The organism is Comamonas sp. Z3 (genome assembly GCF_008121565.1).
Classification (GTDB): Bacteria; Pseudomonadota; Gammaproteobacteria; order Burkholderiales; family Burkholderiaceae_C; genus Comamonas; species Comamonas brasiliensis.
In genome coordinates, this window is the sequence record NZ_VOQU01000002.1 from 660,881 (window position 1) to 683,915 (window position 23,035).

At 58.6% G+C, this 23,035-nt stretch carries 22 protein-coding genes and 1 tRNA gene; 12 read left to right on the forward strand and 11 right to left on the reverse strand.

What is annotated here, in order from left to right:
- Nucleotides 1–147 precede the first annotated feature (147 nt).
- From FSY59_RS07685 to FSY59_RS07695, 3 genes are all read left to right on the forward strand, one after another.
- Nucleotides 148–1,587, forward strand: a complete 1,440-nt coding sequence (locus FSY59_RS07685) for a coniferyl aldehyde dehydrogenase (RefSeq protein WP_148728740.1) — start codon at nucleotides 148–150, stop codon at nucleotides 1,585–1,587.
- A 267-nt stretch (nucleotides 1,588–1,854) separates the two neighbouring features.
- Nucleotides 1,855–2,379, forward strand: a complete 525-nt coding sequence (locus FSY59_RS07690) for a GNAT family N-acetyltransferase (protein WP_003057859.1) — start codon at nucleotides 1,855–1,857, stop codon at nucleotides 2,377–2,379.
- Nucleotides 2,380–2,413: 34 nt separating this feature from the next.
- Nucleotides 2,414–3,628 carry a class I SAM-dependent methyltransferase gene (locus FSY59_RS07695; RefSeq protein WP_148728741.1) on the forward strand — a complete coding sequence of 405 codons (1,215 nt, stop codon included), beginning with the start codon at nucleotides 2,414–2,416 and terminating at the stop codon, nucleotides 3,626–3,628.
- A 31-nt stretch (nucleotides 3,629–3,659) separates the two neighbouring features.
- Here FSY59_RS07695 and FSY59_RS07700 read toward each other — a convergent pair whose 3' ends face one another.
- Nucleotides 3,660–4,274, reverse strand: a complete 615-nt coding sequence (locus FSY59_RS07700) for a hypothetical protein (RefSeq protein WP_080731446.1) — start codon at nucleotides 4,272–4,274, stop codon at nucleotides 3,660–3,662.
- 172 nt (nucleotides 4,275–4,446) lie between these two features.
- On the opposite strand from FSY59_RS07700, the gene FSY59_RS07705 reads away from it, so the two are divergent.
- Nucleotides 4,447–5,490 carry a tRNA-dihydrouridine synthase gene (locus tag FSY59_RS07705; RefSeq protein ID WP_148728742.1) on the forward strand — a complete coding sequence of 348 codons (1,044 nt, stop codon included), beginning with the start codon at nucleotides 4,447–4,449 and terminating at the stop codon, nucleotides 5,488–5,490.
- On the opposite strand, the gene FSY59_RS07710 is transcribed toward FSY59_RS07705, so the two are convergent.
- The 10 genes from FSY59_RS07710 to FSY59_RS27920 form a co-directional block, all read right to left on the reverse strand.
- A complete protein-coding gene (locus tag FSY59_RS07710; RefSeq protein ID WP_255439243.1) occupies nucleotides 5,444–7,177 on the reverse strand; it encodes a phosphatidylserine/phosphatidylglycerophosphate/cardiolipin synthase family protein in 1,734 nt (577 codons plus the stop codon). The genes FSY59_RS07705 and FSY59_RS07710 overlap by 47 nt on opposite strands.
- Nucleotides 7,178–7,211: 34 nt before the next feature.
- Complete coding sequence (ribD, locus tag FSY59_RS07715; protein ID WP_148728743.1) at nucleotides 7,212–8,321, reverse strand: bifunctional diaminohydroxyphosphoribosylaminopyrimidine deaminase/5-amino-6-(5-phosphoribosylamino)uracil reductase RibD; 1,110 nt, start codon at nucleotides 8,319–8,321, stop codon at nucleotides 7,212–7,214.
- Nucleotides 8,322–8,351: 30 nt separating this feature from the next.
- On the reverse strand, nucleotides 8,352–8,792 hold the full coding sequence (locus FSY59_RS07720; protein ID WP_148728744.1) for a type IV pilin protein: 441 nt from the start codon (nucleotides 8,790–8,792) through the stop codon (nucleotides 8,352–8,354).
- A gap of 31 nt (nucleotides 8,793–8,823) precedes the next feature.
- Complete coding sequence (locus FSY59_RS07725; RefSeq protein ID WP_148728745.1) at nucleotides 8,824–12,555, reverse strand: pilus assembly protein; 3,732 nt, start codon at nucleotides 12,553–12,555, stop codon at nucleotides 8,824–8,826.
- 46 nt (nucleotides 12,556–12,601) lie between these two features.
- A complete protein-coding gene (locus tag FSY59_RS07730; RefSeq protein WP_148728746.1) occupies nucleotides 12,602–13,429 on the reverse strand; it encodes a PilX N-terminal domain-containing pilus assembly protein in 828 nt (275 codons plus the stop codon).
- Nucleotides 13,430–13,434: 5 nt separating this feature from the next.
- The gene (locus FSY59_RS07735) at nucleotides 13,435–14,307 is read right to left on the reverse strand and encodes a PilW family protein (protein WP_148728747.1); all 873 of its coding nucleotides are present in this window, start codon (nucleotides 14,305–14,307) and stop codon (nucleotides 13,435–13,437) included.
- A gap of 9 nt (nucleotides 14,308–14,316) precedes the next feature.
- Nucleotides 14,317–15,021: a type IV pilus modification protein PilV gene (gene pilV, locus FSY59_RS07740; protein WP_148728748.1), complete on the reverse strand. Its 705-nt coding sequence runs from the start codon at nucleotides 15,019–15,021 to the stop codon at nucleotides 14,317–14,319.
- Nucleotides 15,009–15,593 carry a GspH/FimT family pseudopilin gene (locus FSY59_RS07745; protein ID WP_187427899.1) on the reverse strand — a complete coding sequence of 195 codons (585 nt, stop codon included), beginning with the start codon at nucleotides 15,591–15,593 and terminating at the stop codon, nucleotides 15,009–15,011. Before FSY59_RS07745 ends, pilV begins: the two co-directional genes overlap by 13 nt.
- A gap of 57 nt (nucleotides 15,594–15,650) precedes the next feature.
- Complete coding sequence (locus tag FSY59_RS07750; protein WP_148728749.1) at nucleotides 15,651–16,238, reverse strand: GspH/FimT family pseudopilin; 588 nt, start codon at nucleotides 16,236–16,238, stop codon at nucleotides 15,651–15,653.
- Nucleotides 16,239–16,316: 78 nt separating this feature from the next.
- A complete protein-coding gene (locus tag FSY59_RS27920) occupies nucleotides 16,317–16,601 on the reverse strand; it encodes a hypothetical protein (RefSeq protein ID WP_148728750.1) in 285 nt (94 codons plus the stop codon).
- 234 nt (nucleotides 16,602–16,835) lie between these two features.
- Here FSY59_RS27920 and rpsO point away from each other — a divergent pair, with 234 nt between their 5' ends.
- The 8 genes from rpsO to FSY59_RS07795 all read left to right on the forward strand — a co-directional run bounded on the left by rpsO (nucleotide 16,836) and on the right by FSY59_RS07795 (nucleotide 23,026).
- Nucleotides 16,836–17,102 (forward strand): 30S ribosomal protein S15, encoded by a 267-nt coding sequence (rpsO, locus tag FSY59_RS07760; protein WP_003057844.1) that lies wholly within the window; start codon nucleotides 16,836–16,838, stop codon nucleotides 17,100–17,102.
- A gap of 217 nt (nucleotides 17,103–17,319) precedes the next feature.
- On the forward strand, nucleotides 17,320–19,563 hold the full coding sequence (gene pnp, locus FSY59_RS07765; RefSeq protein WP_003057842.1) for a polyribonucleotide nucleotidyltransferase: 2,244 nt from the start codon (nucleotides 17,320–17,322) through the stop codon (nucleotides 19,561–19,563).
- A gap of 131 nt (nucleotides 19,564–19,694) precedes the next feature.
- Entirely contained in the window at nucleotides 19,695–20,702 is a 1,008-nt protein-coding gene (locus FSY59_RS07770) for an NAD(P)H-quinone oxidoreductase (RefSeq protein ID WP_034400029.1), read from the forward strand.
- Complete coding sequence (gene tpiA / locus FSY59_RS07775; protein ID WP_003057838.1) at nucleotides 20,699–21,445, forward strand: triose-phosphate isomerase; 747 nt, start codon at nucleotides 20,699–20,701, stop codon at nucleotides 21,443–21,445. Before FSY59_RS07770 ends, tpiA begins: the two co-directional genes overlap by 4 nt.
- A gap of 57 nt (nucleotides 21,446–21,502) precedes the next feature.
- Nucleotides 21,503–21,886: a preprotein translocase subunit SecG gene (secG, locus tag FSY59_RS07780; RefSeq protein ID WP_003057836.1), complete on the forward strand. Its 384-nt coding sequence runs from the start codon at nucleotides 21,503–21,505 to the stop codon at nucleotides 21,884–21,886.
- Nucleotides 21,887–22,005: 119 nt separating this feature from the next.
- Nucleotides 22,006–22,090 (forward strand) — tRNA-Leu (locus tag FSY59_RS07785).
- 74 nt (nucleotides 22,091–22,164) lie between these two features.
- Nucleotides 22,165–22,524, forward strand: a complete 360-nt coding sequence (locus FSY59_RS07790; protein WP_003057834.1) for an NADH-quinone oxidoreductase subunit A — start codon at nucleotides 22,165–22,167, stop codon at nucleotides 22,522–22,524.
- 22 nt (nucleotides 22,525–22,546) lie between these two features.
- The gene (locus tag FSY59_RS07795; protein WP_003057832.1) at nucleotides 22,547–23,026 is read left to right on the forward strand and encodes an NADH-quinone oxidoreductase subunit B family protein; all 480 of its coding nucleotides are present in this window, start codon (nucleotides 22,547–22,549) and stop codon (nucleotides 23,024–23,026) included.
- The last annotated feature ends 9 nt before the right edge of the window (nucleotides 23,027–23,035 follow it).

The window sequence follows — 23,035 nt, forward strand, 5'->3', positions numbered from 1 at the left end:
GCCAGTGAGGCAGCAAAGGGCCGCAGGCTGGTTTCGCGGTCAACACACAAGAGCCTGTGCAGTGTTGCATCAGGCTCTTTTTTTACGCTGTGTTTACGCAGTCTCGCGGTATGGTCGGGATTGTGATCTTGGGATTTTCAGACAGGCATGAACTACATGGACTTGCACCGCATTTTTGACTTGCAGTACCAAGCCAGCCGCACGCAGGTCGATGTACCTTTGCTGGTGCGCCGGGAGAGGCTGCTGCGTCTGCAGAAGCTGCTGGACGAGAACGGTCCGGCCTTGTGCGCGGCGGTGGAGCAGGACTTTGGCGTGCGCTCCGAACGCTGGACCGAGATGCTGGATCTGATGCTGGTGCGCAATATGCTCAGGCACACGCTCAAGCACCTGCCCAGATGGAGCAAGCGCCAGCGCGTGCGCACGCCACTGATGCTGCAGCCCGGCAAGGCCTGGGTGGAGCGCCAGCCTCTGGGCGTGGTGGGCATCATCTCCCCCTGGAACTATCCGCTGCAGCTGTCGCTGGCGCCGGCCATCACGGCGTTGGCGGCGGGCAATCGAGTGATGCTCAAGCCCAGCGAGCTGACGCCGCATACCTCGGCCAAAATGGCCGAGTTGGTCGCCCAGTTCTTTGCACCCGAAGAGTTCTGCGTGATCGAGGGCGATGTGGCCGTGGCCACGCAGTTCTCGGGCCTGCAGTTCGACCATCTGCTGTTCACCGGCTCCACGGCCGTGGGGCGGCGCGTGGCGCAGGCAGCGGCCGTGCACCTGACGCCCACCACGCTGGAGCTCGGGGGCAAATCGCCCTGCATCATTGCGCAGGACTGCGATATGCAGGCCGCAGCACTCAAGGTGGCCTATGGCAAGCTGGTCAATGCCGGGCAGACCTGCATCGCTCCCGACTATGTGCTGCTGCCGCGCGGCAAGGAGCAGGAGTTTGCCGAGGCCTACCAGGCGGCGGTCCAGCAACTGTACCCGCGCATCTCGGGCAACCCGGACTACACGGCCATCATCAGCAAGCGCCATCTGGCCCGGCTCAAGCAGATGCTGCGTCAGGCGCAAAGCCTGGGAGCGCAGGTGCACTGGATGCATGAGGCTGCAGCCCCTGCGGTCGATGGCGACACCACGGCCTGGGGCGAGGCGGTGGAGCGCCAGTTCGCTCCGGCGCTGGTGTTTGGCGCCACGGGCGAGATGCAGCTGATGCAGGAGGAAATCTTCGGCCCCATCCTGCCCGTGATCTCCTACGAGCATATCGAGGACGTGATCAATGCCATCAACGCCAGCCCGCGCCCGCTGGCGCTGTACTGGTTCGGCAATGGCGAGGCCGAGCGCGATGCGGTGCTGATGCGCACCGTCAGCGGAGGCGTCTGTGTGAACGACACCTTGCTGCATGTGGCGCATGAGAACTTGCCGTTCGGCGGTGTCGGCGACAGCGGCTGGGGTGCCTATCACGCAGAGCAGGGCTTTTTGCGCTTTGTGCACCAGAAGGCGGTTTTCGTACAGTCGCGCTGGGCGGCGACGTCCCTGCTGTACCCGCCATTCGGGGAGAAATTCGACCGGGTGATGGAATTCATGCGGCGCTGGCTCTGAATTTCCTTGACTGCGATCCAGGGATTGAGCGCTTGCATGCTGTGGTGAGCGCTTGCCATATTGTCATCAAATGTGACTCAAACCATTGATGGTTGCGGGCTTGCTGCTCTGCTTAGTGAAGCGCATAGCACATAGATTGCGCCATAGCAAGAAATAGCGAACAGCCGCAGTTGAGCAAATGGCTAACCACTGCACCGCGTGCCAAAACTCTGAATCTGTAGACAATTACGCCCTTCTATTCTTACATGTTTCCGCCCCGGTTTTTCCATGTCTAGTATCCAGGTCCGTCCCGCTACTCTTCGCGATGCAAAAGCGATTGCCCAGATCCATACTGCTTCCGCACTGGAGGCTTATCGAGGTCTGGTTCCCGATGATCAACTGAAGGCCATGTCCTCGGTTGAAAAGCGCCAGGCTTACTGGCGCGAAGCTATTGAATACTGCGAGCCGCAGGTCCAGGTCGCCATCGACGGCGACAAGATCGTCGGCTTTATCGGCTTTGACCGCTCCCGTGATGAAAAGTCCCGCCAGACCACCGGCGAGATTTGGGCCATCTATGCTGCCCCTTCCCACTGGAACCAAGGCGTTGGCGTTGCCCTGTGGGACGCTGCCCGTGACGGTTTGCTGGAAGAAGGCTGCACCAATGTGACTGCCTGGATTCCGCTGCGCAACGAGCGTGCCCTGCGTTTCCATGAAATGGCTGGCTTCAAGCGTGAAATGTCCACGGCCAAGACGGCTGTGATCGGCAGCATCAAGATCGAAGAAGTGCGCGTCAAGCGCCCTCTGAACGGCTGATCACAGCGGTTCAACCCTCACTGAAAGACAGGTCGTGACGTCTCTCCACAGCAAGCTCGCGGCCTCAGTCTGCGCTCCCGCATCTGCTTTCGATCTACTGCAATGGCAGGAGCAAGCCCGCGCCCATACGGCCTTGTGGCGCAGCGAAAGCAGCCTGCCCAAGCCCCGCCGTATCGAAGTTGCCGATGACACCATGCCCGCTGATACGGCGTTTCGCCATATCAGCGAAGGTGCGTCACTTCTGTGGCGCGGTGATTTTCAGAATGCGCGCCAGCTGTTGCTGGCACTGGGCCGCCGGCTGGACAAGAAGTCGCGCCGCAAGAGCCCGCCAAAGAGCCCTGCTGCGGCAGGCTTTCCCCACGCGTTTCATCTGTACCGCCAGTCCCAGGCCCAGCGTGCACGCATGCTGGGCAGCATTCTGATCGAGCTGGATAGGCAATGGCATTGCGCCTTGCGCCGGGCTCCGGACTGGAGCCTGGCCTGCTCCGAGGCCTGGGGCGCTGCTCCGGCCGAGGCACATGCGCAGTCCGTGCTGGTGCCGCTGCGCGATCTGCTGGGGGTGGTCGGCGCCCATGAATGGCGCAAGAAGGGGGTGGAGATTACCGCCCTGGATGACGCCCGCATTCATGCGCACTACGGTGTTTTCTCGCCCGTGCGCGGCGAGTATCTCGATCTGGTGGCGCGTGCGAGCATTCCTGCTGCCGGTCTGCAACAGGCCTGGGATATCGGTGTCGGTACGGGCGTGCTCTCGGCATTGCTGCTCAAGCGCGGCGTGAAGTCGGTGGTCGCCACCGATACCAGCGAGCGTGCGCTGGCCTGTGCCACCGAGAATCTGCAGCGTCTGGGTCATGCTTCCCGGGTGGAGCTGCAGCGTGCCGATCTGTTTGCGCAAGGACAGGCAGGCCTGATTGTGTGCAACCCGCCCTGGCTGCCGGGCAAGGCAGCATCGGTGCTCGATCAGGCCATTTATGACGAAGACAGCCGCATGCTGCGCGGCTTTCTGCAAGGGCTGTCAGCACACCTGCTGCCGGGTGGCGAAGGCTGGCTCATCCTATCGGACCTGGCCGAGCATCTGAAGTTGCGTACGCGTGACGAGTTGCTGGGCTGGATTGAAGCGGCCGGCCTCAAGGTACTGGGCCGCGATGACGTTCGCCCGCATCATGGCAAGGCGCAGGACCGCGAGGACCCCTTGCACACTGCGCGCGCGGCCGAAGTGACCTCGCTCTGGCGTCTGGCTGCTGCCGCTTGACCGCGGGCGTCGTCCGTCGGCCGTCGGAAAGCTAGGCCGTCGCGCCTTGCAGTTCCTGGCTGGACGGATCGGCTGCCTCGCCATGCGCCAGCAGGGCGGCCAGCCTTTCGCGCAGCGACCGGGCGCGCTCTTCGCCCGCATATTCCTCTACCGCTGTCAACAGGCTGATGCCTGCGCTGCGCAGACTGTTCAGGTCTCTGGCCTCGCGCAGCTGGGTGCGCAATGTCTGGGCCAGTGCCTCATGGCGGTTGGCAAACAGGCGCTCGCACATATCGAATAAATACATGCGCGTGCCTGCCATATTGATGGCTGGCACCGTGCTGGCGGCTTGCTCTGCTGGCGCCAGGGCCGGTACGGCAGGGCTTTCGCCGAGGGTGGCAAGAGCCACTGCAGGGTGGAGGGCCACGCCGCGCTCCCTGGGGGCGCTGGAGGACGCCACCAGTTGGAGATACCCCTGCTCCACCAATTGCTGGGCCAGTGCGGCATGATCGCTGCCCAGCATGGCGGCAAGTTCTTCCATGCTCTTGCCGCCGGCCAGCAACAGCAGGGAGCGCGCGCGCTGCGGCAGCTGGCGCGATCCGGGCTGAAGTTCCTCCTGGGCCTTGGCGGTTTTCTGCAAAATCATGGCTGGTTCTGTCTGGCGCATTACAAGTGCGGATGCGCTATTGCATGAGCTGACGATGACACTGGTGTGAATCTGCGCCAATTCGCAGTGGATCGGCCAGTCATTACTGCCCCAGCTTGCCAATTGCTTCTGAATTAATAGCTGCTGGCGTTTTCTGAATAAGTGCTACAGGTCAATCTGATTTGAATCTGAAATGAGACTGCTGCTTGCGCCCATGGAAGGGCTGCTGGATTTTGTGTTGCGCGATGTGCTGACCCGGGTGGGCGGCGCGGATCGCTGCGTGTCCGAGTTCATTCGCATCAGCGGCTCCCTGCTGCCGGACAAGGTCTATCTGCGCACCATGCCCGAGCTGCGCTACGGCAGCCGGACGCTGGCCGGAGTGCCGGTGCGGGCGCAGCTGCTGGGTTCTGACCCCGTCAGCATGGCCGAAAACGCGGCCAATCTGGCGCGTCTGGGGCCCGAGGGCATTGATCTGAATTTCGGCTGCCCGGCCAAGGTGGTCAACCGCCATGGCGGTGGTGCATCGCTGCTGCAGGACCCCATGCAGATTGCCCGCGTGGTCGAAGCCGTGCGCAAGGCGGTTCCGGCTCAGCTGCCGGTATCGGCCAAGATGCGGCTGGGTTTCAACGACCGGGCGCTGATGACCGAGTGCGCCCAGGCCATGGAAGGCGGCGGAGCCTGCGAAATCGTCGTCCATGCACGCACCAAGCTGGATGGCTATCGCCCCCCGGCCTACTGGGAGGAGATTCCGCGCATCCGCGAGGCGGTGGGCGTGAATGTGGTGGCCAATGGCGAGATCTGGAGCGTGGAGGAGGCCTTGCGCTGCCGCGAAGTCTCGGGTTGTGACGATCTGATGCTGGGACGCGGCATCGTGGCCGACCCGGGTCTGGCACTGGCGGTGCGCCGCGCCGTGGAGCAGGGCAGTGGCACGGCGGCGGCGGGCATTGATTGGCTTGAACTGGTGCCCCAGGTGCAGCGTTTCTGGCATATGGTCTGCGAGGATCTGGAGCCGCGTCAGCGTGCAGGTCGTCTCAAGCAATGGCTCAATCTCATGCGCAGACGCTTTCCCGAAGCCGAGCAGGCCTATCAGGAAGTGCGCACCCAGACCGATCAACGCGCCATCAGCGATTGGGTGCAGGCGCTGCCACTGCGCGATCTGCAGCAGGAATGGGCCTGGCCGCAGTCCGTGTCTAAAGCAGACTGTCCGGAGCCAGAGGCCCGAGCAGCTGCAGCATGAGGCGCAGTCCAAGGCTGGCATCGGGCTCCGAGTAGGAGTCCTCGAGCCCGCTTTCCTGGGGGGCGCGCCAGACCAGCTTGCCCTTGGGGTCCAGGTCCACCCGCCAGCTGTTTTCGGGCAGGCTTTCGTCGATGCTGTCGCTGGCCAGCTGGCTGAAGCGGCGGCTGCCGATCAGCACGGCGATCTCGGTGTTCTGCAGCTGTGAGCGCATGTCCAGATTCATGGAGCCCACGGCGACCAGGCGCCCGTCCATGACCAGCAGCTTGGTGTGCAGCATGGCCCGCGAAGCCCCGGCGCTGCCCCCGCTGGAGCCCGTGGTGCCTGCGCGCAATGCGGAGCGTACATTGGCCGCTTCGCTGCGCATTTCATGCAGTTCTATGCCTATCTCCAGCAGCGCCTTGCGATGACGCGCATAGCCGGCATGGGCCAGCGGCGCATCGTTGGAAGCCAGGGAATTGGTCAGCACCCGGATGCGCACCCCCTTGCTGCGCGCGGCGCGAAAGGCATCCATGATCTCCGGCCCCGGCACGAAGTAGGGCGAAACCACCAGCAGGTCCTGCCTGGCGGAGCGGATCAGGGCCAACAGACCATCGACCACCGATTCGGCATTCAGCGCCGGCGTGGCCGAGGAGGGCAGGCTGTGGGCGTCGTCCGCCTTGAGCACGGCTGTTCCGACGGGCTCGCTGGCCGCCGATCGTTCCGCACCTTCGACGGGAATCTTGGTCGGGCTGTCCGCCAGCACCATGGCCTGGGCCCAGATCCATGGGATCCGGTTCAGGTTCATGGACTTGTCCTCGGACTCCGGTCCTGCGATTCCGGTGCCCGGGGCTGGCGCGGCTTCGGTTTTGGCGTCTTCCTGGTCGAACTGCGTCTTGAGCTTGAGCAAATCCGGCTCGCTGATCAGCGACTGCACGGGGTAGGCGCGCACATTGTTCCAGTAGCGGTCGAAGCTGCGCGACAAATCCTTGACGACGGGGCCGCCGGCCAGGACATCGAGATCGACAAAATTGCCCACATTGGAGGCGTCAAAATAGGCATCGCCCAGGTTGCGTCCGCCGATCACGGCCAGGGTGTTGTCGGCCACGAACAGCTTGTTGTGCATGCGCTGCTGGGCGCGCTGAAAGTCGGTCAGCAGCGTCCAGGCCCGGCCGATGGTGGAGGCGCGCGAGCCGGCCAGCGGGTTGAACATGCGCATCTCCACATTGGGCACAAAAGCCAGGCGCATGACCTGCGCGTCGGGCCCGGTGCTGTGAAAATCGTCCAGCAGCACGCGTACGCGCACGCCGCGCCGGGCCGCCTGCACGACGGCGCGCAGCAGTCGCCCGGTGCTTTGGTCTGCATGGATGGCGTAGTACTGCAGATCCAGCGTTTTCTGTGCGTTTTCCACCAGCGCCATGCGGCTGCTGAGCGCATGCCTGGGGCCGGAGATCAAGGCAAAAGCCGAGGCATCGGGCTTGGCCTTGGCAGGCCGGGTCTGGGAGATGAACAGGCCCAGGTCCGTGCTTTGGGGTTGACTCAGGGCCGTGCTGACGGGGCGCTCCACATGCTTGGGCAGCGGTGCCGCGCAACCCGTGAGCAGCATCACGACAAAAGCGCCGGCAAGCAGTGCCGGGCACTTGGGCCGCCGCAACGGCTGCAGGCGTGACGATGTAGAGATAGGAGCCGTCATTGCTGCTTTGTAACCCATGATGACCGAGTTCACATGTCGGACACAGACTGCGCTAGAACTGCTCTCGACCCTGGATTCTGGCAACAATGCGCAGATCCGGTCCCATGCGGGCGACATCATGGAACTCCAGTGGCAGGCCTTGCTCCAGACTGTCGAGCGGGCCGAAGTTGGCAATGCCCATGGCTCCCGTGCCCAGCAGCTTGGGGGCTTGATAGAAGAGGAGCTCATCGACCAGACCTTCGCGAATCAGTGAGCCGTTGAGTTTGAAGCCTGCTTCCACATGCAGCTCATTCGTGCCGCGCTGGGCCAGATCGCGCAGCAGGGCTGCCAGATCGACCTTGCCCGCTGCATTCGGCATAGCAATAACCGTAGCACCTAGCGCTCGCAGTTTCTCGATCTTGGACTGATTTATGCTGCAGGTGTATATGAAGCAACCGCTAGGTGCTTTCAAAACATGAGCGTCCGGCGGGATGTCGAGCTTGCTGTCCACCACCGCAATACGCGGCTGGCGTGGCGTGGGCTGGTCGCGCACGTTCAGGCGCGGGTTGTCTTCCAGCACCGTGCCTATGCCGGTCAAGATCGTGCAGGCGCGGGCACGCCAGGCATGTCCATCGGCGCGGGCGGCCGCCGAGGTGATCCACTGGCTTTGACCATTGTGCAAGGCCGTGACGCCATCCAGCGAGCTGGCCGCCTTCATGCGCACCCAGGGCGTGCCGCGAATCATGCGGCTGAAAAAACCGATATTGAGCTCGCGTGATTCGGCTGCGCCGGGGCCAATCTCCACATCAACACCCGCGGCGCGCAGCCGCTCGAAGCCCTGGCCGGCCACTTGCGGATTGGGATCCGTCAGCGCCCCCACCACCTTGGCTATGCCGGCTGCGATCAAGGCGTCGCAGCAGGGGCCGGTACGGCCATGGTGCGAGCAGGGCTCCAGCGTCACATAGGCCGTGGCTCCACGCACATCGTTGCCCTTGGCCGCCGCATCGCGCAATGCCATCACCTCGGCGTGGGGGCCACCGGCCTGCTGGGTAAAGCCCTGGCCGATGATACGGTCCGAGGCATCGACGATCACGCAGCCAACGCGCGGGTTGGGTGAGGAAAGAAAAAGCGCCTGAGCAGCCTGCTCAAGCGCCTTGTTCATGAAATGGGCAGAGGGTGTCATGCCCAGGATGGTAATGCAGAGGGCTCCGTGTTACTTGGTCCAGCAATCCGAGGCCGTAGTGCCGCTTGCCAGATTGTCCGCGCTCTTCACCCCTGTGTTACTGAGGGTGAAATCTCCGCACTTGTCCGTTGACTGAGCTCCTGGATTTTTGCGTTTGGCAATCAAAGTATAGGCAGCAGTGGAGCTGGCTTTCATTTCGATCTGATAGCGCTTGCTGGAGTCGGCGGACCAGGACAGGTTGGCGGGTAGCACCTTGGTGAGGTCTGAGTTGGTTGGATAGACTCCGGTTGCCGTGGCTGCACGCTCCATCCATAGCTGGGCTTGCAGCAGGCCTGCTCGTGCGTCGGCTCTGTGACCGCGGCTAACATACTCGGTATAGCTGGGATATGCAATGGCACTGAGAATGCCGACGACCGCAACCACAATCATCAGCTCGATCAGCGTGAAGCCTTTTTGCTGTTTTTCTCGCATTTTCAATTTCTCCTGGTGAAGCGCGCAGCCATCAACGCAGCTGACGCCAGCTGGGGCGCAGCGATTGCTCAGGCATACGGGCCAGCATCTCCTTGGCGTTCTTGGTATCGATGTCCGCAATCTTGTTTTTCTGGGTGACTAGCGTGTGGGAGCCTTTGCTTACCTTGACGCGCGACACGTTCAAATCCAGTGCGTTGTAGAGTCCGTCATTGTTTTTATCAACAATCTGAACCGATGGACGCAGTCCATCCATGATGTTGATGAAGGTGCGGTACTGGCGCTCTTCATCCACGGTACTGGACTCGCAGCTTTCGACATTGGGATCGACATCCGTACCCTTGGCCGGAACCTGGGAGTAAATGGTCAGGATATTGCTGCCGTCATAGAATTCCATGGGCTTGAGCTGGCGCTCGCCGACCGCAGGCAAGTCGAGGTACCAGCCGTTGTAGTTCGCCCAGGTACTTGCGCTGAGCTTATTGTCATCATTGCTGGCTCCTACAGTTCCAAACTGACCATTGTCCAGTTCGGTAATCGTCTGCTGGGCTAGTGCGGCTGTCGTCACGCCAGTGCCCAAGGCCTTGGGCACTGGAATGCATGTGCCATTGGGGCTTGTGCAGGATGCATTGCCGCTATTGACTTGCAGGCGTGGGCCCAAACTCGTGGTTATCAGGTTGTAGCGAGTGTTGTCCAGCACGGAGTATATGGTTTGTACGTTCCGGTTATTCTCGTCGGCCTTGGTGGCATTACGGCCGGTACCAAATGCGACCATCATGCCGCCAATCGCAATGGTTTTCCTGTCTGCGCCCGTTCCGATAGTCATTTTGCGATCATTCGCTCGCACAGTTGGGGGGGCTGTAATGGGCTGTGCAAGAGTTCTAGCGCTGTTCAGTGAGGCTGGTCCTTGCGCTGTAAACAGAGGTCTTCCATTGAGAGCGACTCCCCAGTTGCTTGCATCTGCACTGGTCAGATCAAACTTCCACATATTCCCCTGATTATCACCAGCATAGGCGATATCAGGTAGTCCATCACCGTTAAGATCGATTAATCGAGGTGCTGCCAAACCATTGTCATTGGCAATGCCGGAGCCAGTGCCAATGTCAGTGAGGCTCGCATCGATGGTGCCCACCACAGGGATACGCTTGAGTGCCATATCTCCGTCCAGATACTGAATAAGTAATACAGGGCGCTGGGTGGTGCTGTTGTAGCCATTGCCCATGACAACTGCCCAGCGGTTGTTATTCATGCGTGCGATTTGTGTGGTACGCATTGGATTGTTTTCATCGGCAACAGGTGTCGCAATGATGTTTCCGATGTCCCGATCTTCCAATACTGCTTTGGCACAAGCTGCTTGTTCTGTGCTGGTCATCCCTGTCAGGGCGCAGTTAGGAGCAGTAGCTGCATTCATCGCGGAATCTGTGCTGCGAGTTCGGTCCAGTTTGACTAGGGTAGACGCATCGGTAGTTGCAAAGCCACCTGGAGTGGTAACATCTAATACAAAATACCCTTTTCCACCGGCTCCAAGCGATCCTACCAGCATTGTTTTCCAGTTCGATCCGGGATTGGTATCTGTCTCTATATTGGAGCCGGTATAGATATCTCCAGTCATGGGGGAGCCATCTACAAAATTTCGGTGCTTTTGATTGTAGGTGGGGTCTGTCAAGCGACCTAAGCTGGGAATAATTCCTTGAGGGATATAGGCAATTTTTTCAGATCCATCGGTGGCGGAAAAACCATGCAACATGCCGTCATTGCCACCCGCATAAATCATTGGGGTGCGAGCGCGCTGTGAGCGAGTGAAGTCGGCATAGCCTCTTAATGGGTAGTTGCTGGATGGAGGGCCCGTGAACCAGATAATGGAATTGATGATGTCCCCCTGAATGCTCTTGCGCTCACGAAATGGTTTAGAGGCCGTATAGCCGGTGCTTTCTGAGCCTTCCAGTGTGCGCTCTCCGCGGATGAAATTCAGGCGATTCTGTCCTGCGGTGGCACCTTCATCGGTGCCAGATCCATCAGGTTTTTTCTGTAGCCACGATTTTTGTGTGGAGCTTAGTTTTGAGTCATCTGTGGCCCATTGGAAAAGAACTCCGCCTTTATATTTGTCGGTTACCCATTTGTCGCTCCAGCTAAGAATAAGTCTATTACTGGTATTGATAGTGGCGCCAGTAGCATTCAGTGCATCAAGCTTATCTGCCGTATTCTGACCATTCCAACCTGGTGTGGAAATAGTGGATCCATCGGTTCTCACTGTTTCCGCTTTGATGAATCCCTTCCAGCCATTTTTGGGTTCATAATTTCCTGTGAACTTTCCAACGTCATAGCGTGTATTGTTAGATCCACTGGTGGCGGTGGATGTCATGTCAGGGTCTGTTTGGGTATTGATTTGCCCAAAAATTTCACGAAATGCTTTTTCGAGGTCTTCGCCTTTTTCTACAGCATAAAATCGACCGCGACCATTTAAAGCGGCATGCCAAAGATCAAGAGATCGTTTGTTTTCGCTATCAAGGTTTGGCCATGATTTGTTACCTGTTATAAAATCAGGAAAACTTCCATCGTAGCCAAAGGGAACTTTGTTGGTTGGTGCAATAATGTCCGGAGCGCCTGGCCATGTAACTGCAACATTGCTAAATCCTATGGTATAGGTAACCATGTGTGCCCATGTTGCAGGGTTGTAGCGAGGATTCCAGAAGCGATTTAAAATGGCATCTTTATTTTTCGAGTCTTTGCCAAAATTTTCCGTGGTAGGTGCTTTATCGTATTCGGTTGTAGGTTGCGGACTTCCTGTGAGGCCTGTGCTTTGAAGAGGTTCAGACCAACTGTAAAAGGCCCAATCTGCTAAGGTATTGCTATAGCTGTCTGAGTAGAGATTATTGTAAGGTCGGGTGCTTGCACTGCTGCTTCCATAGACAGTCTGATCAGGCAGAGTTTTGTTTTTTGTGTTGTCATCTTGTGATTCACCTGTTTCTGTTCCATTCCAGCGCCCATCAGTCATCATAATGTGATAGTTGCGCCGGCAGCCTAAATAGGTCGTACTTGCAGTATCGCTTCCTCCTGGATTGCCGGACCAAGGACTATTTTTGCTGAGCGGTTGTCGCATATAGGCATCAGCTTGGCTGAACATCAGATGCGATGGCGTACCGTTTGTGGCTTTTAGATTGTCCACAAAATCGAGAAAATTTTTGCGTTGCGTTCCGGCAGTTGTGGTGTTTCCTTGCAGCGGACGCATTGAATTAACGTCTAAGGAAGTGCTGTTAACATTGTTTGCGCCGCCATAGCTTGTATAAGTAACTCCATTTGACCACCTGATTTTATTGTCTGGACCCGCCCCTGGGGATTTGCCATTATTCCACATGGCTTGCCAAGCCAATCGAATTTTTTTGTCGGGCAGCAGTGTGGTATCGCTAAATACTTGCTTAAGGGAGTATTTTAAAACATTGATCCTCTTTGAGTTTCCTGGCCAACTTCCATCGGCGTTAGGTGTTGTATTGCTGCTGACATTTGCCCACTTGCTTGGAACTCCATTTTTATCCCATTCTATGATGCAGTTAGATGTGCCTTCGCTGCCATTTTTCTGTAGGGTGAGGCAAAAATCCATACTCCCTGAGTCATCAATAGAGATGATTACGTTGGGTGTTACATAAGGTTGGATGGTTCCAGGTGGTGATTGAACCAATTCAATGGCTGAAGCAATCTGAGGCGTTAAAATCGATGAAATGGCAATAGTGAGTATTTTTTTTGAGAAATGAGTGGGAGTTTTATATGACATGACATCCACCTTTTATTTTTAAATATTAAATATATTCAATGAAATATTAATCTTTTAATTTCTGGCGTGCATATGTTTGCTGCAATACAACCATGGTGGTAGGTTTGCGGCCATAGGCAAGTGCTGTAATTCTGTAGACGATATTGGGAGTTAAATTAAGCGCAAGAATATTGTTGGGGTTTATGGCTCCAGTACCCGTGCTATTCACAAGAACGCCGGAGTTTTTGCTGCTGTCGTCATAGGGGAGAATTTCGATCCAGTACCAGGCACCTTGGTTGGCAGCACTTCTGTCACGCAAGATGGCACTTGCAGGACTATCGTCATCCCCGATTGCTGCCCCAGTGAATTGACCATAGCGCGCACCGACGGGTGTGGTGGTGCCTGTATGTACGCCAGTCATTTGTGTCAGGGTAATGCCCTTGGTCGAATCTGTGTTGTTCCAGAAGTCCTGCTTGTCTTTGATGTCAGGGCGATCGGCGCGCTTGATGCAAATCCCGTTCTTGCATTTCGGCGCTGTGTTGGGGATTTTGTTGGGGTCTGCGAGGTCCGCCAGAAGCGTTCCCACCTCTTGTGCTTCTAGCGGGATCTTCTCTACAGTCGTGCGCCGGCATATATTGCCGTCGTTGTCATTGGGTGTGCAAAAGCTGCCATCAGAGTTTTCTCCACGAATGTCGAGTTCGGCATCTTGCAAAATGGCTTGGGCTGCCTCGAAGGCTCGCTGGTAATCGGCGTCATTGCCGACAATCAACTCATTGAAAAGCGATGTGCGGGATGCCCAAAGTGCAAGCAGCATGGAGAGCATGACAAAGATGATCACGACGAACAGTGATATACCTCTTTGTTTTCTTTGCCGGGAAAATTTGAATGCATTCATGATTTTCAGCTGACGGTAGTCAGTCCCTGGCTGCGCAGCTGGTAGATGTTTCGGAAAACCATGTGTGCTCTTCGCGTGCGTGGGGAAGCCAATGTATTCATGGTGACTGATGTACTGTTGTCGCAGTCCAGATAGGTGGTGTTATCTGGCATATCTATGGCTTCATTGCCATAAAGCACGAGACATACTTCCACGCCGACAACCTGCGGCCAGGCGTTTGCCACAGTAGCTGCATCGACATAGCTGATCTGCGGGGATCCACTGGACGCCGATGTCTGCAGCAAATATCGCACTTGAAAATTAGCGACATTCTGGATGATGGGCTGCGAACTTCCAGATGCGCCCACGCAGCGCAGTTCATTGTTTGTGGAATTGAGCGAGAACCGGCTTTGAATCAGGTTGTCATTGGGGGATTGGCCGAGGCAATCGCGCAGCATGGATGCTGCATTTGTCGATGTATATACCGGCTCTGTATAGTTGCGATAACCCAAGGTGAGCTTGTATTCATTGGTTCCGGGGCTGTCCATACCGCTGATGGTATTGAGCGCTGGGTCAAAATCAGTTGCTTTGGTTTCAAAGGCTACCGGATCAGACATGTCGATATCGGCCCCTTCTGACTTCTGTGATGCCAGATTGAGCTTCAAGGAGCCAGCTTGACGGAGTTGCTGGCCAATGATGCGAAAGGCATATGCAGCTTGCTGTTGCAGCATGCTGCTATCGCTGACGGTGCCGGTAACGCCTCTTGATACCATGAGCGCGCCCATGGCAACGGCTACCGTCAGAAGGCCGATGACGATGCCGACGAGCAGTTCAATTAGGGTTACGCCCCGCTGGGGATGGCTTCTCGCGGTGCGAGCAGGGATGACGGAGACTTTCATAGGTATGCGTCAGGTTCCTGGGCAAAAAAACAAAGGTGCGCTATTGCCCGCGCGAAAGTCCGGTGCGCAGCGTGCACTGACCGGTATGTATTGAAGATGGCAAGTGAAGTTGGCGGGGCAGGAGGTGGGATCTTTGGTGCTGATGCTGCCGTCGCTCTTGATGCTGGCTCCGGTGTTGATGGCGTCCTTGTAGGCTTTTTTGGCAGCAGTGCCGGCGGCGTCGCTTGCAAAGTCCTCTCGCTCGTTTTCACGCCAACGTATGAGCACGCCCAATTGCCGGCGGTTGGTGATGCTGCTGGAATCACCATCGGCTAGGGCCAGAAAGGTGGTTGCATTGCCAAGTGGCAGAGCGCGCTCCACCAGACGCTTCCATTCCTTGAGGTCGTACTCCGCCAATTCGGCCTGGGTGCAGGTAGTGCTGCCGACGCATTTTTTGGTCGCGGCAGTGGTGGGAGGGGTGGCGGTCCAGCCCGTGACGTAGGTGTTGATGCCGCTCAGTGCATTGGGGTTCACCTTCATGCGCTCGCTGAGGTCTTCAATCAAGCGGATTGCCTGAGCGCGGCGCATGCTGGTCTGGGTGTCTGTCAGCGTGCGCATTTGTACGCCGAGGATGCCGAGGATGCCTAGCGCGGCGACCACGATGGCAATCAGCGATTCCAGCAAAGTAATGCCCCGCTGCTTGCTGATTTGGCGAGTGTGATTCAGTTGGTGCATGGCACGTCTTTTTGTTCAATGACTCGAATTCGTCCGCCCGAAGACATGCAAATGCCCTTGGTTGCGGCAGAGGCTATTCCGGCTGGCTGAGGCGCTATCGTGAAGCCGACCAAATTGGCACCGTCCATCATTCCCCAGCGGTCGACACTGATGGTGGCTCCTGATTTGGTTCTGGTGACGGTTACTTTGGCCGGTGGCTCATAGCGCTGAATTTCCTCTCCGCTGTTCCAGCGTCTGTTGCCATTGCTGTCCACGAAGACGACCCATCCGCAATCCCAGTCCTGGTTGGTTCCGTCGGTTACGCAGCCAACAGTGGTTCGGGGAAGCTTTTCCAGATATACGTTGCCGCCGCGCTTGATAGCTTCCGAGCGGGCGAACATCAGACTGGATTTCATGATCTCCACGGCCTCCATGACGCGCCAGCGCTCAAAAATAAAGTTGAAGCTGGGCACTGCAATGGCGCTGAGGATTGCGACGATGGCAACGGTCACTATCAGCTCAATGGAGGTGAATCCGTAACTGCTCAAGCCGGGGGCGGTGAGATGCGGAGCGTTGTTGAAGCTGGTGTACATACAGACTCCTTGTTGAGGGCGGGCCTGTGCCGCTGCCCAATGATCCCGTTCGCTTGGTTAACTGCTGCATGAGCTGGTTGCAGATTCGAGTCGCTTGATGCGTCCGCTGCTGCTGACGCAGATTGAGGATGCGTTGGCGGTGCTGCCACTTTTTGGGGTCAGTCGAAATGCAAAATCGATGGCAGCATTCGTGCTTGAGAATCTTCCCCAGCGGTCGACCTTGATCGGGTCGGTCAGCTTCGCATCGCTGGTATTGGTGAACTGCACGCTTACCTTGTTGGGAGCAGGAGCCGTCTGCAATGTGTCTTCGCCGCTGTCCTGCGCGCCGTTGCTGTTCAGGTCGGCAAACACAATCCAGCCGCAGCTCCAGAGACTGGTGTCGGAGCCCACCGCTGTGCAGCCTTCGCCATCAGCGCTGCGCAAAATAGTCACATTGCCGCCGCGTTTGATGGCTTCGGAGCGCGCAAAGTAAAACGTGGACTGCAGTTCCTCGGATGCCTGGCGTACGCGCCAGCGTTCAATGATGGGGTTGAAGCTGGGGGCCGCGATACCGGCCAATATCGCCAGAATGGCGATCGTGACTATGAGTTCTATGGCGGTGAAGCCTTTGACGAAATGGCGGCTGGTAAAGGGCGATCTGGGCATGCCAGCATATTACGTTTCGTTGCATGCCGGGTGCCAGGGGGCTGGATGAGTGGTTCCAACGAGAAGATGGGTGGTCGTTCAGCGCCTGCGCCCGGAGGACGGATAGGCATAACCCGCGCATGCCCCGGAGTTGGGTCTTCCCTGGCATTCCCGGTACAGCCGTCTGTCGCGTTCGGCGGTGGTCTCTTCCGAGCTGCTCCGGGTGTTCAGGATCTTGACCTTGTGTCTTCGCTTTCTGGCAGCCGTGTGGCTGCGTTCAACGGCTGCATTGGCTGGGAATGCCGGCAGATGGGCGAGCGCGACAGCCGCCAGGGCCGCAGTGCAGAGACGGGCAAGCGAGTCTCGTCGAGACAGTCGGAGCATGGCGCATCCTTGGTCGAAGGTGATGAGGCATTGTCAGTGTCTGGTCCTGGCATCGGCAAGCGGGGTTTGCCTGACTGGATCCGAGGCTGGTCGTGCTGCTGTATGGGGAATAAATCAGCTCTTGATATAATCGCCAGGTTTTGCATGGTGCAAGACGCACGCTGAGGCCTTTCCAGTCTTGGCGCAAGTAACCAAGGTGCTCCCCGCTGAGTGCCAAATCCTAAGGAAAACAAAATGATCGCTGCCGATAAGAAGGCTGAAGTTGTCAAGGCCAATGCCCGTTCCGAAAACGACACTGGTAGCCCCGAAGTGCAAGTGGCTCTGCTGACAGCTCGCATCAACGAACTGACTCCCCACTTCAAGGCTAACGCCAAGGACCACCACGGTCGCCGCGGTCTGCTGCGCATGGTGAGCCGTCGCCGCAAGCTGCTGGACTACCTGAAGTCCAAGGACGCTGACCGCTACACAGCACTGATCGCCAAGCTGGGCCTGCGCAAGTAAGCACGGTGAAAGATCGAAACGCCTGAGTTAGATTGCCTAGCTCAGGCGTTTTTTACTTCGGAGTTCGCAAAACAGAGCGAAGCTGTGTCATTCCAGTGCTGCACTGCGTGCTGCAATTTGTATAGCGCGTAGCGCAGCACTGGAATGGCATCGTGTTCTGTTTGCACTCCAAATCAAGACTGGATAAGCGCATCCAGCTATTCATGAAGGAGTCAATATGACCATGTTCAACAAAGTTACCAAGACCTTCCAGTGGGGCCAGCATACGGTCACCATGGAAACCGGCGAAATCGCCCGTCAGGCCTCCGGCGCCGTGCTGGTCAACATCGACGACACTGTGGTGCTGGCCACTGTCGTGGGTTCCAAGATCGCCAAGGCCGGCCAGGACTTCTTCCCCCTGACCGTTGACTACATCGAGAAGACTTATGCCGCCGGCAAGATCCCCGGCAGCTTCTTCAAGCGCGAAGCCAAGCCTTCCGAGCTGGAGACTCTGACCTCGCGTCTGATCGACCGCCCCATCCGTCCCCTGTTCCCCGAAGGCTTCTACAACGACGTGCATGTGGTCATCCACACCATTTCGTTGAACCCCGAAGTCGACGCCGACATCGCTGCCATGATTGCTGTCTCCGCTGCTCTGGCAGTGTCGGGTCTGCCTTTCAACGGTCCTATTGGCGCAGCCCGCGTGGGTTACATCAACGGCGAATACGTGCTGAACCCCGGTCAGACCCAGCGCAAGGATTCGCAGATGGATCTGGTCGTTGCCGGCACCGAATCCGCCGTGCTGATGGTGGAGTCCGAAGCCCAGCAACTGCCTGAGGAAGTGATGCTGGGCGCCGTGGTGTTCGGCCACGAGCAAGGCAAGATCGCGATCGACGCCATCCATGATTTGGTGCGCGAAGGCGGCAAGCCCGCATGGGACTGGACTGCTCCCGCCAAGGACGAAGCGCTGATCGCCAAGGTGGTCGAGCTGGGTGAAGCCAAGCTGCGCGCCGCTTACCAGGAGCGCAACAAGCAGGTGCGTACCCTGGCTTGCCGCACGGCCTACGCCGACGTCAAGGCTGCCTTGACCGAGCAAGGCGTGGCGTTCGACGGCGTCAAGGTTGAAGGCATGCTGTTCGACATCGAAGCCGGCATCGTGCGTTCGCAGATCCTGGCGGGCGAGCCCCGTATCGACGGCCGTGACACCCGTACCGTGCGCCCCATCGAGATCCGCTCCTCGGTGCTGCCCCGCACCCACGGCTCCGCGCTGTTCACGCGTGGTGAAACCCAGGCCCTGGTGATCTCCACGCTGGGTACCGAGCGCGATGCCCAGAAGATCGACGCACTGGCTGGCGAGTTCGAAGACCGCTTCCTGTTCCACTACAACATGCCTCCCTTTGCCACCGGCGAAGTGGGCCGCATGGGCTCGACCAAGCGCCGTGAAATCGGCCACGGCCGTCTGGCCAAGCGCGCTCTGGCCGCTTGCCTGCCGACCAAGGAAGAGTTCCCCTACACCATCCGCGTGGTGTCGGAAATCACCGAGTCCAACGGTTCCTCGTCCATGGCTTCGGTCTGCGGCGGCTGCCTGTCCATGATGGATGCCGGCGTGCCCATGAAGGCGCATGTGGCCGGTATCGCCATGGGTCTGATCAAGGAAGACAACAAGTTCGCCGTGCTGACCGACATCCTGGGTGACGAAGATCACCTGGGTGACATGGACTTCAAGGTGGCCGGTACCACCAACGGCATCACCGCCCTGCAGATGGACATCAAGATCCAGGGCATCACCAAGGAAATCATGCAGGTCGCCCTGGCTCAGGCCAAGGAAGCGCGCATGCACATCCTGGGCAAGATGCAGGAAGCCATGGGCGAAGCCAAGGCCGAAGTCTCCAGCTTCGCGCCCAAGCTCTACACCATGAAGATCAACCCCGAGAAGATCCGCGACGTGATCGGCAAGGGCGGCGCCACCATCCGTGCGCTGACCGAAGAGACCGGCACCCAGATCAACATCGAGGAAGACGGCACCATCACCATTGCCGCCACCGATGGCGCCAAGGCCGAAGCCGCCAAGCTGCGCATCGAGCAGATCACTGCCGAAGTCGAGATCGGCAAGATCTACGAAGGCCCCATCGTCAAGATCCTGGAATTCGGTGCCCTGGTCAATCTGCTGCCCGGCAAGGACGGTCTGCTGCACATCAGCCAGATCGCCCACGAGCGCGTGGAAAAGGTCACCGACTACCTGCAAGAAGGTCAAGTGGTCAAGGTCAAGGTTCTGGAAACCGACGACAAGGGGCGTGTCAAGCTGTCGATGAAGGCGCTGACCGAGCGTCCTGCCGGCATGCCCGAGCGCGAGCCGCGTGAGCCCCGTGGCGATCGCGAGTACCGCGAACGTGCTCCTCGTCAGAATCGCGAACCCCGCGAAAATCGTGAGCCGCGCGAGAACCGCGCAGCCGCTGACGAGCAGCAGCAACAGCAGCAGTAATGGCTGAGCAGGAGGCCGTCGTGAGGCGGTCTCCTGTTTTGTCGTTTGCTGGCTGATCCTGATTTTGTAGCTGCTAGCGTTTTCTGCATAAGCGTTTGAGCCTGATTTCTTTGATGAAGCAAAGCCTGACTATGGAAGCCAACACAATGCGAGCGGTGGAAATCACCAGCTATGGTGCGCCAGACGTGCTGCGCATGGGTGTACGTCCCATGCCGGTGGCGGCTGAGGGGGAGGTGCTGATTCGCGTAGCCGCGAGTGGCATCAATCGCCCCGATGTGCTGCAGCGCAAAGGTCATTACGCGCCACCTCCCGGTGCCTCCGATCTTCCGGGGCTCGAGGTGGCGGGTGTGATCGTGGCGGGCGACGAGGCAGCCATGCGCAAGGCGGGCTTCAAGCTCGGTGACCGCGTCTGTGCACTGGTGGCTGGTGGCGGCTATGCGAGTTTCTGTGCTGCGCCAGTGGACCAGTGTCTGCCGGTGCCGGAGGGCTTCAGCGACGTGCAGGCGGCGGCCTTGCCCGAGACCTTTTTCACGGTCTGGAGCAATGTGTTTGACCGGGGCGCTCTGCAGCCCGGCGAAACCTTGCTGGTGCAGGGCGGCAGCAGCGGCATTGGCGTGACGGCGATTCAGCTGGCCAAGGCCTGGGGCGCGACGGTCATTGTCACGGCTGGCAGTGATGCCAAGTGCGATGACTGCCTCAAGCTCGGAGCCGATCACGCCATCAACTACAAGACCCGGGACTTTGCGGCAGAGGTGCAGCGCATCACGGCAGGCGAAGGCGTTAACGTCATCCTCGACATGGTTGCCGGCAGCTATGTGGCGCGCGAAGTCCAATGCCTGGCTCCTGATGGCCGCCTGGTCATCATTGCGGTGCAGGGCGGCGTCAAGGCCGAGTTCGATGCCGGCCTGGTGCTGCGCAAGCGACTGACCGTGACCGGCTCCACGCTGCGCCCGCGTTCAGTGGCCTTCAAGGCGGCGATCGCCGAGGCGCTCAAGCGCAATGTCTGGCCCCTGCTGGAGTCCGGCAAGGTGCGCCCAGCCATTTATCGTGAATTCGATGCTGCTGACGCAGCGCAGGCTCATGCGCTGATGGAATCCAGCCAGCACACCGGAAAAATCGTTTTGACTTGGGAAACATGAAGCAAAAACTCATTGTTGGCAACTGGAAGATGAACGGCAGCCTGGCTGCCAATGCCGCTTTGCTGCAGGCCATCAAGCAGGGCTTGCCTGCTGGAAACAAGGCGGGTGTGGCCGTGGCTGCTCCTGCGCCTTATCTGGCTCAGGTCCAGGCGGAACTTGCGGGTACTTCCATCGGTGTGGGCGCGCAGGACGTGTCCCAGCACGAGCAGGGTGCATTCACGGGCGAGGTTTCGGCCATCATGCTCAAGGAGTTCGGCGTGCGCTACGCGCTGGTCGGTCACTCCGAGCGTCGTCAGTATCATGGCGAGACTGATGCCGTGGTGGCTGCCAAAGCCCAGGCCGCGCTGGCCAAGGGCATTACGCCCATCGTCTGCGTGGGCGAGACCCTGGCGGAGCGTGAAGCCGGTCAGACAGAAGTCGTGGTCAAGCGTCAGCTGGCAGCCGTGATTCACCAGGTCGGTCCATGCGTGAGCGAGCTGGTGGTGGCCTATGAGCCTGTCTGGGCCATAGGCACTGGCAAGACCGCCTCGCCCGAGCAGGCCCAGCAGGTTCATGCCGTGCTGCGTGCGCAACTGGCTGCAGCCAGCGACAAGGCCGCTCGCGTGCCTGTGCTTTACGGCGGCAGCATGAATGCGGGCAATGCGGCGCAGTTGCTGGCTCAGGCCGATATTGACGGTGGCCTGATCGGTGGCGCGGCTCTCAAGGCCCCGGATTTCCTCACCATTATTGCGGCAGCGCAATAATTCGTCTGCGCCGCACTCCGGTGCGGTGCGCAATGATTCAGACTTTTAGGTTTTGATATGAACGTCTTTTCCAGCGTCATTCTCGCGGTCCAGATGCTGGCCGCTCTGGGCATGATCGGCCTCATCCTCATGCAGCACGGCAAGGGTGCCGATATGGGGGCTTCCTTTGGCAGCGGTTCGTCGGGCAGCCTGTTTGGCGCCTCGGGCAGTGCCAACTTCCTGTCGCGCTCCACGGCGGCTCTGGCCACGGTGTTCTTTGTGGCGACATTGGCACTGGCTTATCTGGGCAATGCCCGTCCGGTGAGCTCGGGCAGCGTGCTTGAGGGCGCTGCTGTGTCCGCTCCTGCGCCTGCTGGCGCTGTGCCACCTGCAACTACCGGTGATGCTGCCGTGCCTCCTGCTGCTCCTGCAGAGGGTGCCGCCCAGATCCCAACAAAATAATTTGAGAAAATCCTGAAGAACCCCGAAGAGTGGGGTTTTTCAGGCTAGAATCTAGGGATTGTCTGGGGATCAGAATCTTTGCAATGAAGGTTCCAGAGATTGCCGGACTTTGAGACGAAGCCGTCGTGGTGGAATTGGTAGACACGCTATCTTGAGGGGGTAGTGGCGAAAGCTGTGCGAGTTCGAGTCTCGCCGACGGCACCAACACATAACTAAAAACCTGCCCTGCTGATCAGGCAGTGATCGGTGAGGCATGTTTTCATAACAAGGCCCACTCGATGAACATCGATCAGTACCTTCCCGTTCTTCTGTTCATTCTTATCGGCATGGCTGTGGGTGTTGTACCCCTGGCTCTCGGCTACGTGCTTGGTCCCAATCGCCCTGATGCTGCCAAGAACTCTCCCTACGAATGCGGTTTCGAGGCGTTTGACGACGCTCGGATGAAATTTGATGTGCGCTATTACCTGGTTGCCATCCTGTTCATTCTGTTTGACTTGGAAATCGCATTTCTGCTGCCCTGGGCTGTCGCACTCAAAGATGTTGGCGGCGTGGGTTTTGTTGCTGTCCTGATTTTCCTGGCCATTCTGGTCGTGGGCTTTGCCTACGAGTGGAAAAAAGGCGCCCTGGATTGGGAATAAGCAGCTTTTCTGAGGAAACACGATGATCGAAGGCGTGATGAAGGAAGGCTTCGTCACCACCAGTTATGACACGGTGGTGAACTGGGCCAAGACAGGGTCGATCTGGCCCATGACATTTGGCCTGGCCTGCTGTGCGGTGGAGATGATGCACGCAGCTGCTGCCCGCTATGACATCGGTCGCTTCGGCTCCGAAGTGTTCCGTGCCAGCCCCCGCCACTCTGACCTGATGATTGTTGCCGGTACGCTGTGCAACAAGATGGCTCCCGCGATGCGCAAGGTCTATGACCAGATGTCCGAGCCGCGCTGGGTCATCTCCATGGGCTCCTGTGCCAATGGTGGTGGTTACTATCACTACAGCTACTCGGTGGTGCGCGGTTGCGATCGCATCGTTCCCGTCGACGTCTATGTGCCTGGTTGCCCTCCGACAGCGGAAGCGCTGATCTACGGCATCATCCAGCTGCAGCAGAAGATTCGTCGTACCCACACCATCGCTCGCGTTTAAAGGGCTGAG